At 72.6% G+C, this 14,962-nt stretch carries 11 protein-coding genes and 1 pseudogene; 8 read left to right on the forward strand and 4 right to left on the reverse strand.

The window, feature by feature from the left end; translation table 11 throughout:
* Nucleotides 1-29 precede the first annotated feature (29 nt).
* On the reverse strand, nt 30-767 hold the full coding sequence (locus tag ACTWQI_RS25815; protein WP_443274167.1) for a hypothetical protein: 738 nt from the start codon (nt 765-767) through the stop codon (nt 30-32).
* An 85-nt stretch (nt 768-852) separates the two neighbouring features.
* On the opposite strand from ACTWQI_RS25815, the gene ACTWQI_RS25820 reads away from it, so the two are divergent.
* From ACTWQI_RS25820 to ACTWQI_RS25840, 5 genes and pseudogenes are all read left to right on the forward strand, one after another.
* Nucleotides 853-1,659, forward strand: a complete 807-nt coding sequence (locus tag ACTWQI_RS25820) for an adenosylcobinamide-GDP ribazoletransferase (RefSeq protein WP_443274140.1) — start codon at nt 853-855, stop codon at nt 1,657-1,659.
* Nucleotides 1,660-1,959: 300 nt separating this feature from the next.
* Nucleotides 1,960-3,501 carry a leucyl aminopeptidase gene (locus tag ACTWQI_RS25825; protein ID WP_443274141.1) on the forward strand — a complete coding sequence of 514 codons (1,542 nt, stop codon included), beginning with the start codon at nt 1,960-1,962 and terminating at the stop codon, nt 3,499-3,501.
* Nucleotides 3,502-4,119: 618 nt separating this feature from the next.
* Nucleotides 4,120-5,508, forward strand: a complete 1,389-nt coding sequence (lpdA, locus tag ACTWQI_RS25830) for a dihydrolipoyl dehydrogenase (RefSeq protein ID WP_443274142.1) — start codon at nt 4,120-4,122, stop codon at nt 5,506-5,508.
* 48 nt (nt 5,509-5,556) lie between these two features.
* Nucleotides 5,557-7,317, forward strand: coding sequence for a 2-oxoglutarate dehydrogenase, E2 component, dihydrolipoamide succinyltransferase (gene sucB, locus ACTWQI_RS25835; RefSeq protein WP_443274143.1), 1,761 nt, complete (start codon nt 5,557-5,559; stop codon nt 7,315-7,317).
* Nucleotides 7,318-7,401: 84 nt separating this feature from the next.
* Nucleotides 7,402-8,369 (forward strand): annotated as a pseudogene (locus ACTWQI_RS25840) (helix-turn-helix transcriptional regulator).
* 175 nt (nt 8,370-8,544) lie between these two features.
* Here the strand turns inward: ACTWQI_RS25840 and ACTWQI_RS25845 are convergent.
* Nucleotides 8,545-9,474 carry an SDR family oxidoreductase gene (locus ACTWQI_RS25845; RefSeq protein WP_443274144.1) on the reverse strand — a complete coding sequence of 310 codons (930 nt, stop codon included), beginning with the start codon at nt 9,472-9,474 and terminating at the stop codon, nt 8,545-8,547.
* 187 nt (nt 9,475-9,661) lie between these two features.
* Here ACTWQI_RS25845 and ACTWQI_RS25850 point away from each other — a divergent pair, with 187 nt between their 5' ends.
* A complete protein-coding gene (locus ACTWQI_RS25850) occupies nt 9,662-10,180 on the forward strand; it encodes a DUF4240 domain-containing protein (protein WP_443274145.1) in 519 nt (172 codons plus the stop codon).
* 33 nt (nt 10,181-10,213) lie between these two features.
* Here ACTWQI_RS25850 and ACTWQI_RS25855 read toward each other — a convergent pair whose 3' ends face one another.
* Complete coding sequence (locus ACTWQI_RS25855; protein WP_443274146.1) at nt 10,214-10,774, reverse strand: GNAT family N-acetyltransferase; 561 nt, start codon at nt 10,772-10,774, stop codon at nt 10,214-10,216.
* A gap of 59 nt (nt 10,775-10,833) precedes the next feature.
* Here ACTWQI_RS25855 and ACTWQI_RS25860 point away from each other — a divergent pair, with 59 nt between their 5' ends.
* Both ACTWQI_RS25860 and ACTWQI_RS25865 read left to right on the forward strand, forming a co-directional pair.
* Complete coding sequence (locus tag ACTWQI_RS25860) at nt 10,834-11,796, forward strand: TIGR01777 family oxidoreductase (RefSeq protein ID WP_443274168.1); 963 nt, start codon at nt 10,834-10,836, stop codon at nt 11,794-11,796.
* 259 nt (nt 11,797-12,055) lie between these two features.
* Nucleotides 12,056-13,384 carry an NAD(P)/FAD-dependent oxidoreductase gene (locus ACTWQI_RS25865; protein WP_443274147.1) on the forward strand — a complete coding sequence of 443 codons (1,329 nt, stop codon included), beginning with the start codon at nt 12,056-12,058 and terminating at the stop codon, nt 13,382-13,384.
* Between the two features lie 62 nt (nt 13,385-13,446).
* On the opposite strand, the gene ACTWQI_RS25870 is transcribed toward ACTWQI_RS25865, so the two are convergent.
* On the reverse strand, nt 13,447-14,913 hold the full coding sequence (locus ACTWQI_RS25870) for a regulator (protein WP_443274148.1): 1,467 nt from the start codon (nt 14,911-14,913) through the stop codon (nt 13,447-13,449).
* Nucleotides 14,914-14,962 lie beyond the last annotated feature (49 nt).

The following is a 14,962-nucleotide window of genomic DNA, read 5'->3' on the forward strand; positions in this document are numbered from 1 at the left end:
CCGATCCCGGGCGAACGCCACGGTTCCCATCAGCGGGAGGGCGCTCCGCCCACCAGGTCCTCGAAGCGGCGGCGCAGCCGGTTCCACCGCTTGTCGTGGCGGTAGGCCCGCACTTGGGCCCGGGCCCTGGCCCGCGACCTCGTACGGTAGAGCCGCTTGGCCCAGGGCGAGGCGGGCCGGGCGAGGCGTAGGGCGCCCCAGAGGGCGATGAAGGGCACGAACACGCCGATCACCGCCATCCGCAGCTTGCCCTTGAGGAGGGCGATCAGCGCGATCAGGAAGTTGAGCACGATGGTCCACACGGCAGTGGCGCGGCCCTGGAGTTCGTCCTCGCTCAGATCGTTGACCCCGAACGGCACGAAGCCGAGGAACATCAGACCGGCGAGGGCGGCGGTCAGCACCACGACCTCGACGCTCTGCCGCCCCTGCTCGGTCCAGTAAACGTCGTCGAGGTGGAGCACGAGCGCGAACTCGTCGAGCACCAGCCCCACGCCGATCCCGAAGAGGACCGCCGCGAGCCCGCTGCCGAATCCGTGCTTGTAGCCGGCGATCACCCCGAAGCCGCCGAGGACCATGAGCAGGATGCCGGGAACGACGTGGTGTACGTGCACGCCGCCGGGGGTGACGTTGCGGAAGGGCCCCTTCCCGGCACGGATCATGCGGGTGATGGCACGGGTGATCAGAAAGGTGAGGACGAAGGAGACCAGAGCGAGGAAGAGGGGCAGCTTGCCGGGCTCGACGATGTTGCGCTCCCACCAGTGACCCATGACACCCGCTTTCATGCGCTGATCCGTCACATTTCTCCCGGAGTGCGCAATCTACTGCCGAGGGGTGCGGGATAGCCTGCGCGCGATGACGGACACGACACCCGGCCCGGCGGCCCGCGCCTCGCTCGGCGACGCACTGCGCTTCGCCTTCGGCACGCTGACGGTGGTACGGGTTCGAGTCACCCGATGGGACCGGGCTGCGGCGCGGGCGGGCATGCTCTGCGCTCCTGTGGTCGGTGCCGTGGTGGGATGCTGCGCGGCCGCGCTCGGCGGCCTGCTGCTCCTCCTGGGCAGCGGACCGCTGCTCGCCGCGGTGGTGACGGTGGCCGTGCCGGCCGCCCTCACCCGGGGGCTGCACCTGGACGGACTGGCCGATACGGCCGACGGCCTGGGCAGCGGCAAGCCGGCCGAGCACGCGCTGCGCATCATGAAGCAGTCGGACATCGGTCCGTTCGGCGTCATCACGCTGCTCTTCGTGTTGTTGGCCCAGGTCGCAGCCATGTACGAGCTGTACGGGGCGAGTTGGGCGCAGGGCGCGGTCGCGGCGGTGGTCGCGGCGGTGGCAGCACGGCTGGCGCTCACGTTCGCCTCCCGCGCGGGCGTCCCGGCGGCTCGCCCGGACGGGCTGGGCGCGGCGGTGGCGGAGACGGTTCCTGTACGGTCCGCCGCCGTGGTGGGGCTGGTCGCCTTCGTGGCCTGCGCGGCAGCGAGCGTCCCCTTCGGTCCGTCGGCCACCGCCCGGTACGCCCTCGCCCTGCCCGCTGCGATCGCCGTCTGCGAACTCCTCCTCCGCCGCTGCCGCCACCGCCTGGGAGGCGTCACGGGAGACGTCTTCGGCGCCCTCGCCGAGACCGGGACCACGGCCGCCCTGCTCGTCCTCGCCCTGAGCTGACCCCACTCCACCTCATCAGACCTGATCAGAGCTGATCTGACCGGACCGCACGTCCCGAACCCGCCGCCACGCGAGGGGCCTGCGCAACAGCCGCTCCCCGCCCGGGGGCGGACAGGCCGGCCCTGGGGACGGCACCGGCGAGTTCCTGCTGCCCCCTGCCGGACGACACGTTGTACAGCAGGTCGGAATACGATGCAGGCAGCGCACAGGGCCGTGCGCCAGGGCGCGGGCGGCCCGGTGGGCTGGGAGGCCGGCCCACCGACTGGCCGAGGAATGCAACGGAAGAGGAACCCCAACACCGTGACTGCTCTGACTCTCAGCACCTCCTCAGCGACGACGCTCCGCGCGGACGCCGTCGTCATCGGCGTCGCCAAGGGCGAGAAGGGCCCGGTCGTCGCGCCCGGCGCCGAGGACGTGGACAAGGCGTTCGACGGGAAGCTGGCCACCGTCCTCGAGACCCTCGGCGCCTCCGGCGGGGAGGGTGAGGTGACCAAGCTGCCCTCGCCGTCCGGCTTCAAGGCCCCGGTCGTGCTGGCGGTCGGGCTCGGCGACACCCCCGCCAAGGGGGAGCGCTTCGGCACGGAGGCGCTCCGCCGCGCCTCAGGCGCCGCGGCCCGCGCGCTGGCCGGCTCGAAGAAGGGCGCGTTCGCGCTGCCGGTCGAGGACACCGCGGACGCGGCGGCCGTGGCCGAGGGCGCGCTCCTCGGCGCCTACGCCTTCAACACGTACCGCAACAACGGCGACGGCAACGGCGGCAACGGCACGAAGAGGGACGACAAGAAGGCTCCCCTCGCCGAGATCACCCTGCTCGGCGGCAAGCCCCGCGACAAGGCCTTCAAGGCCGCCGCGGAGCGCGCCAGCGCCCTCGCCGCCGAGGTCAACCGGGCCCGGGACCTGATCAACACCCCCTCCAACGACCTCAACCCGAAGTCCTTCGCCACCGCCGCCCAGACCGCCGCCAAGGAGCACGGCCTCAACGTCGAGGTGCTCGACGAGAAGGCGCTCGCCAAGGGCGGCTATGGCGGTCTGCTGGGCGTCGGACAGGGCTCGGCCAACCCGCCCCGGCTGGTGCGGCTCGCCTACACCCACCCCAAGGCGAAGAAGTCCCTCGCCCTGGTCGGCAAGGGCATCACCTACGACTCGGGCGGCATCTCGCTGAAGCCGGCCGGGCACAACGAGACGATGAAGTGCGACATGAGCGGTGCCGCCGCCGTGTTCGCCACCGTCGTCGCCGCGGCCAGGCTGGGACTCCAGGTCAATCTCACCGGCTGGCTGGCGCTCGCCGAGAACATGCCCTCCGGTACGGCGACCCGCCCCGGCGACGTCCTCACCATGTACAGCGGCAAGACCGTCGAGGTGCTCAACACCGACGCCGAGGGCCGCCTCGTCCTCGCCGACGCCCTCACCCGCGCCTCAGAGGAGAAGCCGGACGCGATCGTCGACGTGGCGACCCTCACCGGCGCGATGGTGCTCGCCCTCGGCAACCGCACGTTCGGGATCATGGGGAACGACGACGCCTTCCGCACCGCGATCCACGAGATCGCCGAGGAGGTCGGCGAGCAGTCGTGGCCGATGCCGATGCCCGCCGAGCTCCGCAAGGGTATGGACTCGGCCGTCGCCGACATCGCCAACATGGGTGAACGCATGGGTGGCGGCCTGGTCGCGGGCCTCTTCCTGAAGGAGTTCGTCGGGGAGGACATCACCTGGGCGCACCTGGACATCGCGGGCCCGGCGTTCCACGAGGGGGCACCGTTCGGCTACACCCCCAAGGGCGGCACCGGCTCCGCCGTCCGCACCCTGGTCCGGCTGGCGGAGCGAGCCGCCGCCGGCGACCTCGGCTAGGTCCTGTCCGGTCGATCAGGCCGGATCAGGGAGCGGGGTCTGGTGCAGGGGGCACCTCCCAGCGATAGCTGGGGGAGCATCGCAAGGCGGAGGAGGGAGTCCATGCGGTGGGGGCACCTCCCAGCGGTAGCTGGGGGCCATCGGCGACCGACGACAACGCAGCGAGGCGCGGTGCCAGGGCACGCGAGCCCGGCATGATCGGCCGGACAGGGCTGACGCCGAGCCCGGTCGTCGGACCGGTCCTCAGGCCGGTGGTCACGCCGATCGTCGGACCACGGTCGTACGGCCCCGGGCACCTCGCCCGGGGCCGTAGCGCCGAGTCTGCTCCCGCCGCCGGCCCTCGGCTCGGGGGCCGGAAGGTATGGTTTCGGCCTCGACGAAATTCGCACCGGCGTACGCACGGGTAATCCGGGGGATGGCCGGACAGGCGTCTCAGACCATGGCCCCGCGTCCCGCCGTCCGCGAACAAGTGCGAAGATGTTGTCTCGGCAGGACAGGGCCCCCGGCTCACTTACCGAGCGAGCCCCACCGAGGGCCGACAAATCAGCGGCTTTGAACAACAGCCGCCGCCCGGTCGCCGAAGACCGGCTCCGGCGCACCATGCATGGAGGACGTGACGTGGCGAACGACGCCAGCACCGTTTTCGACCTAGTGATCCTCGGAGGCGGTAGCGGCGGCTATGCCGCTGCCCTGCGCGGGGCGCAGCTGGGCCTGGACGTCGCACTGATCGAGAAGGACAAGCTGGGCGGTACCTGTCTGCACCGCGGATGCATCCCCACCAAGGCTCTGCTCCACGCCGGTGAGATCGCCGACCAGGCTCGCGAGAGCGCCGAATTCGGCGTGAAGACCTCGTTCGAAGGCATCGACATCGAGGGTGTCCACAAGTACAAGGACGGCGTGATCTCCGGCCTGTACAAGGGCCTGCAGGGCCTGGTCGCCTCCCGGAAGGTCACCTATGTGACCGGTGAGGGCCGGCTGTCCTCGCCCACCTCGGTGGACGTGAACGGCCAGCGCTACGAGGGTCGGCACATCCTGCTGGCGACCGGCTCCGTACCCAAGTCGCTGCCGGGCCTGGACATCGACGGCAACCGCGTCATCTCCTCCGACCACGCTCTCGTGCTCGACCGCGTACCGCAGTCCGCCATCGTGCTGGGCGGTGGCGTCATCGGCGTCGAGTTCGCCTCCGCCTGGAAGTCCTTCGGGACGGACGTCACAATCGTCGAGGCGCTTCCCCACCTGGTCCCGGTCGAGGACGAGGACAGCTCCAAGCAGCTGGAGCGCGCCTTCCGCAAGCGCGGCATCAAGTTCGCCCTCGGCTCCCGCTTCCAGGGCGTCGAGTACACCGCCGACGGTGTGAAGGTCTCGCTGGAGAACGGCAAGACCTTCGAGGCCGAGCTGCTGCTCGTCGCCGTCGGCCGCGGCCCGGTCTCTCAGGGGCTCGGCTACGAAGAGGCCGGGGTCGCCATGGACCGCGGCTATGTCCTCGTGGACGAGTACATGCAGACCAACGTGCCGACCATCTCGGCCGTCGGCGACCTGGTGCCCACCCTCCAGCTCGCGCACGTCGGCTTCGCCGAGGGCATCCTGGTGGCCGAGCGGCTGGCCGGCCAGAAGCCCGTACCGATCGACTACGACGGTGTGCCGCGCGTCACGTACTGCCACCCGGAGGTCGCCTCCGTCGGCATCACCGAGGCCAAGGCCAAGGAACTCTATGGAGCGGACAAGGTCGTCGCGCTCAAGTACAGCCTCGCAGGCAACGGCAAGAGCAAGATCCTGAAGACCGCGGGCGAGATCAAGCTCGTCCAGGTGCGCGACGGCGCCGTGGTCGGCGTCCACATGGTCGGTGACCGTATGGGCGAGCAGGTCGGCGAGGCGCAGCTGATCTACAACTGGGAGGCGCTGCCGGCCGAGGTCGCGCAGCTCATCCACGCGCACCCGACGCAGAACGAGGCTCTCGGCGAGGCCCACTTGGCGCTGGCCGGCAAGCCGCTGCACTCCCACGACTAATCCTCGGGCGCGACCCATCCGCACAGATCGTTAGGAGCAACAGAAACCATGGCGGTTTCCGTAACCCTGCCGGCGCTCGGGGAGAGCGTGACCGAGGGCACCGTCACCCGCTGGCTGAAGGCCGAGGGCGAGAAGGTCGAGGCCGACGAGCCACTGCTCGAGGTCTCCACCGACAAGGTCGACACCGAGATCCCGGCGCCCGCGTCCGGCATCCTCACTTCCATCCGGGTGGCCGAGGACGAGACCGTCGAGGTCGGCGCCGAGCTGGCCATCATCGACGACGGCGGCGCGGCCCCGACCGAGGCCCCGGCCCCGGCTGCTGCCGAGGTCCCGGCCCCGGCCGCCCAGCCCGAGCCCGCACCGGCGCCCGCCGCCGAAGCCCCGGCCGCACCCGCCCCGGCCGCTGGTGCGGCCGTGGGGGCACCCCCAGCGGCAGCTGGGGGAACCGACGTCGTCCTGCCCGCGCTGGGCGAGTCGGTGACCGAGGGCACCGTCACCCGCTGGCTGAAGCAGGTCGGCGAGGAGGTCGCGGCCGACGAGCCACTGCTCGAGGTCTCCACCGACAAGGTCGACACCGAGATCCCGTCCCCGGCCGCGGGCACGCTGCTCGAGATTCTGGTCAACGAGGACGAGACGGCCGAGGTCGGCGCCAAGCTGGCCGTCATCGGCGCTGCGGGCGCCGCTCCGGCCGCGGCCCCGGCTCCGGCTGCTCCGGCCCCGGCCGCTGAGCCCGCGCCTGCGCCTGCACCGGCAGCGCCACCGGCGCCCGCCCCGGCGGCGGCCGCACCCACCGCCCCGGCTGCCGCTCCGCCTCCGCCGCCGGCTCCCGCCCCGGCCGCTCCGGCGCCCGCTGCTCCTGCCCCGGCTGCCCCCGCTCCCGAGGCCGAAGGCGCGTACGTCACTCCGCTGGTGCGCAAGCTCGCCGCCGAGAGCGGTGTGGACCTGGGCACGGTCAAGGGCACCGGCGTCGGCGGCCGCATCCGCAAGCAGGACGTGCTCGCCGCGGCCGAGGCGCTCAAGGCGGCGGCCGCTGCCCCGGCCGCTCCCGCCGCGGCCCCGAAGGCCGCCGCCATCGAGCCGTCGCCGCTGCGCGGGCAGACGGTGAAGATGACCCGCATGCGCAAGGTCATCGGCGACAACATGATGAAGGCGCTGCACGAGCAGGCCCAGTTGACCTCCGTGCTCGAGGTGGACGTCACGAAGGTCATGCGGCTGCGGGCCCGGGCCAAGGACGCGTTCGCGCAGCGCGAGGGCGTGAAGCTCTCGCCGATGCCGTTCTTCGTCAAGGCCGCCGTCCAGGCGCTGAAGGCCCACCCGGCCATCAACGCCCGGATCAACGAGGACGAGGGCACCATCACGTACTTCGACACCGAGAACGTCGGCATCGCCGTGGACTCGGAGAAGGGTCTGATGACCCCCGTCATCAAGGGCGCGGGCGACCTCAACATCGCCGGAATCGCCAAGAAGACCGCGGAGCTGGCGGGCAAGGTCCGGTCCAACAAGATCACCCCGGACGAGCTGTCCGGCGCGACCTTCACGATCAGCAACACCGGCTCGCGTGGTGCGCTGTTCGACACGGTCATCGTGCCGCCGAACCAGGCGGCGCTGCTGGGGATCGGTGCGACCGTCAAGCGCCCGGTGGTCATCGACCACCCGGAGCTGGGCGAGACCATCGCCGTCCGCGACATGACGTACCTGTCGCTCTCCTACGACCACCGCCTGGTGGACGGTGCCGACGCGGCCCGCTACCTGTCGGCCGTCAAGGAGATCCTGGAGGCCGGCGAGTTCGAGGTCGATCTCGGCCTCTGAACAACCACGGCAACGGCGCCCCCGCCGGGAGAGCATCCCGGACGGGGGCGCCGCCGTTGTCCGAGGGCCCGGCATGATGGGCGCATGCGGGCGGCGCGGCTGATCAAGTTGGTGCTGCTGCTCCAGTCCCGGCCGTCGATGACGGGAGCGGAGCTGGCGCGGCGGCTGGAGGTCTCGGAGCGGACGGTGGCGCGTGACGTCCTCGCGCTGTCCGAGGCCGGGGTTCCGGTGTACGCGGACCGGGGACGGTCCGGTGGCTACCGGTGATCGGTGGCTATCGCACGCGCCTCACCGGCCTGGGCCGTTCGGAGGCCGAGGCGCTCTTCCTCTCCGGCGTCCCGTCGGCGCTGCGCGAGATGGGGCTGGCGGACGCGGGCTCGGCGGCGCGGCTGAAGGTGTCCGCGGCGCTGCTGCCCGAGCTGCGCGATGCGCCGGCCAGCGCGGCGCAGCGCTTCCACCTCGACGCCCCGGGCTGGTGGCAGGAGCCGGAGACCCCGGAGCTGCTGCCGGCCGTCGCCGACGCGGTCTGGGACGACCGGCCCGTGACGGCCCGCTATCTGCGCGGGGACACCGAGGTCGAGCGAGAGCTGGAGCCGTACGGCCTGGTCCTGAAGGCCGGGGTCTGGTATCTGGCCGCGAGAGTCGGGGACGACTTCCGGGTGTACCGGGTGGACCGCTTCACGGCGGTCGCGGCCGGCTCGGGGCGCTTCGTGCGGGACGAGGGGTTCGATCTGCCGGAGTTCTGGCAGCAGCGGGCCGAGCAGTTCGCCCGCTCGATCCTGCGGGACGAGGTCGTTGTGCGGCTGTCGGAGGCCGGGGCACGGCTGCTGCCGTACGTGACGGACCGCGCCGCCGGCCGGGAGGCGGTGGCGCAGGCCGGGCCGCCCGACCCGACGGGATGGGTGACGGTCACCCTGCCCGTCGAGTCGCTGGAGGTCGCGTACACCCAGCTGCTGGCGCTCGGTCCGGAAGCGGAGGTTCTTGAGCCGCCGGAGCTGCGGCAGCGGTTCGCGGACGCGGCGGCCCGCTCGGCGGACCTGTATCGGCGCTGAGGCGCGGATGGGTGCGTTCTGGGTCGGGGGGCGCGCCGGGGTATCTCCTCGGGCGGCGAATTGTGAGTGGTCGCCTCCGCCGCACTCGCCGCCCTGCGGGGACACCCCGCCACGCCCCCCTCCTGCTGTCCGGCGGCAAACCCGCCGTTACCGTCGACGGTCTGCCGGCCAAGCGTCAGCGGTAGCCCGTGTCGTCCAGGTCCTTGCCCGCGAGCTCCATGTCGGTCATGTACCGCCAGGCGTCGGGGCGGGTGCCGTCGGTGTCGGTGAAGCCGTAGGCCTGGGCGAGCTGTCCGCTGGAGAGCGACTGGCCGTTCCAGCGGGCCACGTCCGGGTCGGCGGCCAGCGCCGCGACCGCCCTGCCGATGTACACCGGGGATTCGGCGATGCAGAAGGCGTGGAGCTGCTTGATGCCCTCGCGCCAGTTCTCCTCCGTGATGCCCATGACGTCGAGCATCTGCTCCGAGCGCAGGAAGCCGGGCGTGATCGACACCGCGGTGCAGCCGGACTCCTGGAGCTCCTTGCCGAGGCCGAAGGCCATTCGGATCGGGGCGTTCTTGGTGAGGTCGTAGAAGAGGTTCTCGCGGTAGTTGGGGCCGTTGTAGTCGGCCGTGCCGTCCGTCACCTCGATGACCAGCCCGCCGGGCCGCCTGATGAGCAGCGGCAGCGCGTAGTGGCTGGTGATGATGTGGGTCTTCACCCCGAGTTCCAGCATCCGCAGGCCCTTTCCCAGGTCGTACTGCCAGACCTTGGTGTTCTCGCCGAACTCGAGCAGGTGCTCGCCGCCCCAGATGTCGTTCACCAGGACGTCCAGCCTCCCGTGGTCGCGGTCGATGCGCTCGACGAGCGCCTTCACCTGCTCCGGCTCCAGGTGGTCGGTGGGCACCGCGATGCCCTCTCCCCCGGCGGCCGTGATCAGCTCGCCCGTCTCCTCGATGGTCTCGGTGGTGCGGCCGACCTCGCTGACGTGGTCGCGGGTCGTACGGCCGGTGGCGTACACCGTCGCGCCCGCCCGTCCGAGCTCCACGGCCATGGCACGTCCTGCGCCGCGCGTAGCTCCCGCGACGAGTGCGACCTTGCCGGCCAATGCTGCCTGCTCGCTCACGTTTGCGTCCTCTCCTGTGGCCGGGCTCCCCCGCCCAGTCTCCGGGTCCGTGGTGGTCACTGAGACTGTCACCCAATTCCGACATCCTCTGTCCGGTTTCCAGGGACATTCGCGTCGATAACGACACGGCCGCATCTGGGCGGCTCCGCGTGCGTCGCCGCCGGTCAGGGCCGATGCTGGTCGGGTGATGGACGAGACGGAGTTCTGGGAGATCGTCGACAGCACCCGTGACGCCGCCGAGGGCGATCCGGATGAACAGGCCGACGTGCTCGTGGACCGCCTGCTGCAGTACGAGCCCGACCTCGTGCTGGACTTCGCCCGGCACTTCGAGGCCCGCTTCAACCGCGCCTATCGCTGGGACCTCTGGGGCGCGGCCTGGGTGCTCCTGGACGGCGCGAGCGACGACGCCTTCGACAACTTCCGCTGCTGGCTCATCGGACAGGGCCGGGAGATCTACGAGGGCGCGCTGCACGACCCGGACGACCTGGCCGACCTTCTCGAGGACTTCGACGAGGAGGTGGACGGGGACGCGGAAGAGCTGGGATACGCGGCGGACGAGGCGTACGAGCAGCTGACCGGGATGGAGACACCGGACCTGGGGCTGCCGGCCCCGCCTGCGGAGCCGGAGGGCACGCCCCTCGACTTCGAGAACGACAGAGTGCTGGCGAAACGGTTTCCCAAGCTGTGGGCGGCATTCCGGGCGTAACCCCCGGGAAAGGGGGGAGCCCGAGCCGGGGCGTCAGTCCGCGAGTCGCCGGCCCATCAGCACATCGTCCACGTACTCCCCCGCGATCAGGAACTCGGCCGGCAGCACGCCCTCCACCACGAACCCCGCCGACTCGTAGAGCCGCCGCGCCGGGGTGTTGTGCCCGAGCACCCGCAGCGTGATCCGCAGCGCTCCCTGCCGCCGGGCCTCGGCGCAGGCGGCGTCGAGCAGCGCCCGGGCGATGCCCCGGCCACGGGCCCAGAGGTCGACCGCGAGCCCCTGGATCTGCCGGACGTGCGCGTTGGCGGGCAGCGGAGTCGGTGTCACCAGCCGCACATATCCCGCGATCCTCCGTCGCCCGCCTCTCGCTGGGGGCGCCTCTGGGGGTGCCCCTGGTGACGCCCCCGCCTCGTACTCGGCCACCAGGAAATGGGACGGCAGATGCGTCGCGTCGAAGAACGGGTCGCCTTCCGGCGACGGGCCGGGCAGTACGGCGTGCAGCGGCGACCAGATGCGCCGGTCCAGCTCGGCGAGCACGGCGTCGTCGGCGCGTACGGCACGGCGGATGACGGGACGTATGTGCGAGTTGGACATGGTCACACTGTGCCATCCGGCCGGTCCGCTCCGGCATGCCGGAGCCCGGTCCGGGCAGGATGTCGTTCATGCGCATCGCGATCACCGGCTCGTCGGGACTCATCGGGACGGCCCTCGTGCGGTCCTTGCGCTCCGAGGGTCATCCCCCAGCAGACGCCGGGGCCCCCACCACCACCCAGGCCGTAGGCTCCGGCGGTGGGCACGACGTGGTCCGACTGGTGCGACGGTCCCCACAGGGCCCGGACGAGGTCGCGTGGGATCCCTTGCGGCAGTACGTGGATACGGCCGGACTGGCGGGCTGCGAGGCGGTGGTTCACCTGGCGGGCGCGAGCATCGGCGACCGCTATCCGACCAAGGCGTACAAGAAGCGGCTCTGGGACAGCCGAGTGCTGGGCACGGCCGCGATCGCCGAGGCCGTGGCCTCGCTGGACGCCCCGCCGCAGGTGCTGGTGAGCGCAAGCGCCGTGGGGTTCTACGGCGACACCGGGGACCGGCCGGTGGACGAGAGCGGACCGCCGGGAGACGGCTTTATGGCGGAGCTCTGCCAGGCATGGGAGGAGGCCGCGGCGCCGGCCCAAGAAGCGGGAATCCGGACGGTGTTCATCCGCACCGGGCTGGTCGTCTCGGGCGAGGGCGGGGCCTTGGGGCGGCGGATGCTCCCGCTCTTCAAGCTCGGCCTGGGCGGCCGGCTCGGCGACGGCCATCAGTACTGGAGCTTCATCGCGCTGCACGACGAGGTCGCGGCGATCCGCCACATCCTGGGCACACCGGAGTTGGCGGGGCCGGTCAACTGCACGTCGCCGGAGCCGGTCACCAACCGCGAGGTGACCGCGGCCCTGGGGAGGGCGGTGCACCGGCCGACGCCCTTCCCCGTCCCCGCGCCCGTGCTCCGGCTCGCGCTCCGCGAGGTCTCGGAGGAGATCCTCGGCAACAAACGCGTGCTGCCCCGGCGGCTGTTGGAGTCCGGCTTCTCGTTCGCCTACCCGACGATCGACGGCGCCTTGCGGGCCGCGCTGCGCTGAGCCGGTCGTGCCCTTCGTCCGAGCCGGTCGCGCCCCGGAGACCGCTCGGAACAGCGAGCACCCCACGTCTCCGGAACGTGCTGGTTCGGCCAACACCGACCAACAAGCCCATGCGCGGTATTTCCGGCGGCCGTTGAGGGCATGAGGTCTCCAGCGACCCGCCCCCAGCTACCGCTGGGTGGGGGTACCCCCAGCGGTAGCTGGGGGCGTGCCCCCTGGTCGCCCAGCGCGAGACACAGCCGACCTCGGGGAGGGGCACGTGCTCAGCAGCGCAGCAAGCCACACCACGGAACGGACCGACGTCGTCGTCGTGGGCGCAGGGCCGGCGGGACTCGCCGCGGCGCACCGACTGATCGGGGCGGGGGTGGACGTCACCGTCCTGGAAGCGGCCCCTCGCGTCGGCGGCCGGATGGCCACCGACCAGGTGGACGGCTTCCGGCTCGACCGGACCGGACAACTCCTCACCATGTCCTGTCCTGAACTGCGCAGCACGCCGGGCCTCGACGGTCTGGGGCTCCGTCCCCTCTCCCCGGGGGTTGTGGTGCACAGCGGAGGGCGCAGCCACCGCTTCGCCGGCACGCGGAACACGGGGGGCGCGCTCACCGCTGCACGCGCCCTGGCGTCCGCTGCCCGCGCGCCTCTGGGTGGCGCGCTCGACCTGGCCCGCGCGTCGTCGTATCTGCACCGGCTCGCCGCCACGTCCACCGACCGGCTCCTCGCCCGGCCCGACCAGTCCACCGCCGAGGCGCTCCGCGTCCGCGGCGTGCCGCTCCGCACGGTCGACGGCTTTCTCCGGCCCCTGCTCACGACCCTGCTGAGCGATCCGAACCTCGCCACGTCCAGCCGGTGCGCCGACCTCGCACTGCGCCGCTTCGCCACCGGCCGGCTCTGCCTGCCCGCCGGCGGCGCATCGGTGGTGCCCGAGCTGCTGGCCGCGGCCCTGCCGCCGGGCACCGTACGCACGGGGGTGCGGGCCGTATCGGCCTCGACCACGTCCGTGGACACCGCACACGGGCGCTTTGCCTGCCGTGCCGTGGTGGTGGCCACCGGCGCGCGGGCCGCGGCCGAGTTTCTGCCGGGCCTCAGACTGCCGAGCTTCCACCCGGTGACCGTGCTGCACCACACCGCCGACGAGCCCCCGCTGAGCGAGCCCGCGCTCGTCCTGGACGCGGACCGCCGCGGCCCGGTCGCGCACACGGTCGTCGTCAGCGAGGCCGACGCCTCGCGTACCCCGCCCGGCCAGGTCCTCATCACCTCGACCGTGCTCGGCGCCGCCGCCGCCGAACCGCTGTCCGTCCTCGACCAGGCGGCTCGCGCTCAACTCGGCGCCATCTACGGCACGTCCACGGCCGGCTGGCGGCTGCTCGCCGGCCACCACCACCCGGAGGCCGTCCCCGCGATGCCGGCTCCGCACGACCTGTTGCGCCCGGTGCGGCTGCTCTCGGGCCTGTACGTGTGTGGCGACCATCGCGAGATGAGCGGCGTCGAGGGCGCCCTCGCCTCCGGCCGTCGTGCGGCCCATGCGGCCCTGCGCGACTTCGGCATCAACCCGGCCGAGACCACGGAGCCGCTCCGCGCAGCGGCATGAGCCCGAACCGACGGCCCGTACGAACGGAAGGCCTCGGTCTCGTGCCGCGCGCCCGCGGCGCCCTAAGTGCCCAGGGCCGCCGTGCGCTCGCGGAAGGCCCGCACCGCAGCGGCTTCCTTGTACGGCTCCAGCCGGCGCTCGAACTCCCGGACGTACTCCACCGCCCGTACCGATCGCATCTCCGCCGCCTGTGCCGCGGCGTCGGCCCCCAGCGTGCACGCCTGCTCCAGCTCCCCGAGGCCGAGCCGGGCGGTGGCGAGGACGACGCGGCAGAACAGGCGGCTCCGGGCGTAGCCCGCCCCGCGCAGCCGGAGGGAGCGCTCCGCGTGCTGGGCGGCGGCCCGGTACTGCTGGAGATCGCGATGGCAGTGGCCGAACTCGTCGGCGAGCTGGGCCTCGTCGAAGAAGTGCGCCCAGTGCGGCACCTCGTCGCCCGGGCGCGCCGTCTCCAGCGCCCGTTCCGCCCGGGCGAGCGATGCCGTGCAGGCGCGCGTCTCGCCCAGCACGCCGTGCCCGCGCGCCTCCACCGCGTGCAGCAGCGCCTGTACGACCGGCGGGGCTGCGCCGCCGGCGCCCTGCTGGGCCACCCGGGCGAGCTGCACGGCTTCCCGCCCGTGCCCCAGGTACACCGCCTGGCGGCTCATGGTCACCAGGACATAGCTGCCGTAGCCCCGGTCGCCGGCCGCCTGGGCGAGCCGCAGGGCCTGGACGAAGTACCGCTGGGCGAGCCCGTGCGCCGTGATGTCGAACGAGGTCCAGCCCGCGAGCCGGGTCAGATCCGCCACCGCACCGAAGAGCCGCCGCCCGGCCGACTCGTCGTACGTGCCGCGCAGCATCGGCTCCGCCTCGTGCTCCAGATAGCGCACCAGGGCCTGTCGGGCGTGCCCGCCGCCGTACGCGTGGTCCAGCGTGCGGAACAGCTCGCCCACCGATCGGAGCGCCGCGATGTCGCCCGCGGTGACCCGGTGGCCCCCGGCCCACTCGGCGCGCCGCTGCCGAGGCACCGACATCCGGCGCTGCTGGGGCACCCGGAGACCGTGCTCGGCACCGGGATGTCCGGGCGGTGGCTCGACGCCGCGGGCGACCCGATCGTCGGCCCGCCCGATCAGCCAGTCGCGGCTGGGCACGACGAGCCCCGCAGGGGTGAACGCGATCTTGCGCAGCTCGGCGTGGCTCCCGGAGTCCTTGCGCCACAGCCCGCTCACGATGTCCACCGCCTCGGCCGGGGTGGCCGCGAACTCCAAGCCCGCGTACACGGGCGCGCAGGCGTCGAGCCCGAGGTCCTGGGCGGACAGCCGACGTCCCAGGCGGCGAGTGAACACCTCGGCGATCAACGCGGGTGTGGTCCCGCGTGGCTGCTGGCCGCGCAGCCAGCGGGTGACGGAGGTCTTGTCGTACCGCAGGTCGAGGCCGTGCTCGAGGCCGAGCTGATCGACCCGGCGGGCGAGTCCGGCGTGGGAGAAGCCGGCTTCCGCGATCAGCGCGGCGAGCTGGCGGTTGGGGGTGCGCTGCTGGGGTCGATCCGTCATCGGCTGTGCGTTCTCCTGCCTTCCGGGCCCGAGCGCCCTGGTGGAACGG

The sequence above is a fragment of the Streptomyces sp. KR80 genome (assembly GCF_052245555.1).
Taxonomy (GTDB): domain Bacteria; phylum Actinomycetota; class Actinomycetes; order Streptomycetales; family Streptomycetaceae; genus Streptomyces.

What these genes read in the sequence shown, in the direction of transcription:
- ACTWQI_RS25870 (WP_443274148.1), bottom strand. Translation starts at nt 14,913, where the DNA reads ATGACGGATCGACCCCAGCAGCGCACCCCCAACCGCCAGCTCGCCGCG.
- ACTWQI_RS25855 (WP_443274146.1), bottom strand. Translation starts at nt 10,774, where the DNA reads ATGTCCAACTCGCACATACGTCCCGTCATCCGCCGTGCCGTACGCGCC.
- sucB (WP_443274143.1), top strand. Translation starts at nt 5,557, where the DNA reads ATGGCGGTTTCCGTAACCCTGCCGGCGCTCGGGGAGAGCGTGACCGAG.
- ACTWQI_RS25815 (WP_443274167.1), bottom strand. Translation starts at nt 767, where the DNA reads ATGGGTCACTGGTGGGAGCGCAACATCGTCGAGCCCGGCAAGCTGCCC.
- ACTWQI_RS25860 (WP_443274168.1), top strand. Translation starts at nt 10,834, where the DNA reads ATGTCGTTCATGCGCATCGCGATCACCGGCTCGTCGGGACTCATCGGG.
- ACTWQI_RS25820 (WP_443274140.1), top strand. Translation starts at nt 853, where the DNA reads ATGACGGACACGACACCCGGCCCGGCGGCCCGCGCCTCGCTCGGCGAC.
- ACTWQI_RS25850 (WP_443274145.1), top strand. Translation starts at nt 9,662, where the DNA reads ATGGACGAGACGGAGTTCTGGGAGATCGTCGACAGCACCCGTGACGCC.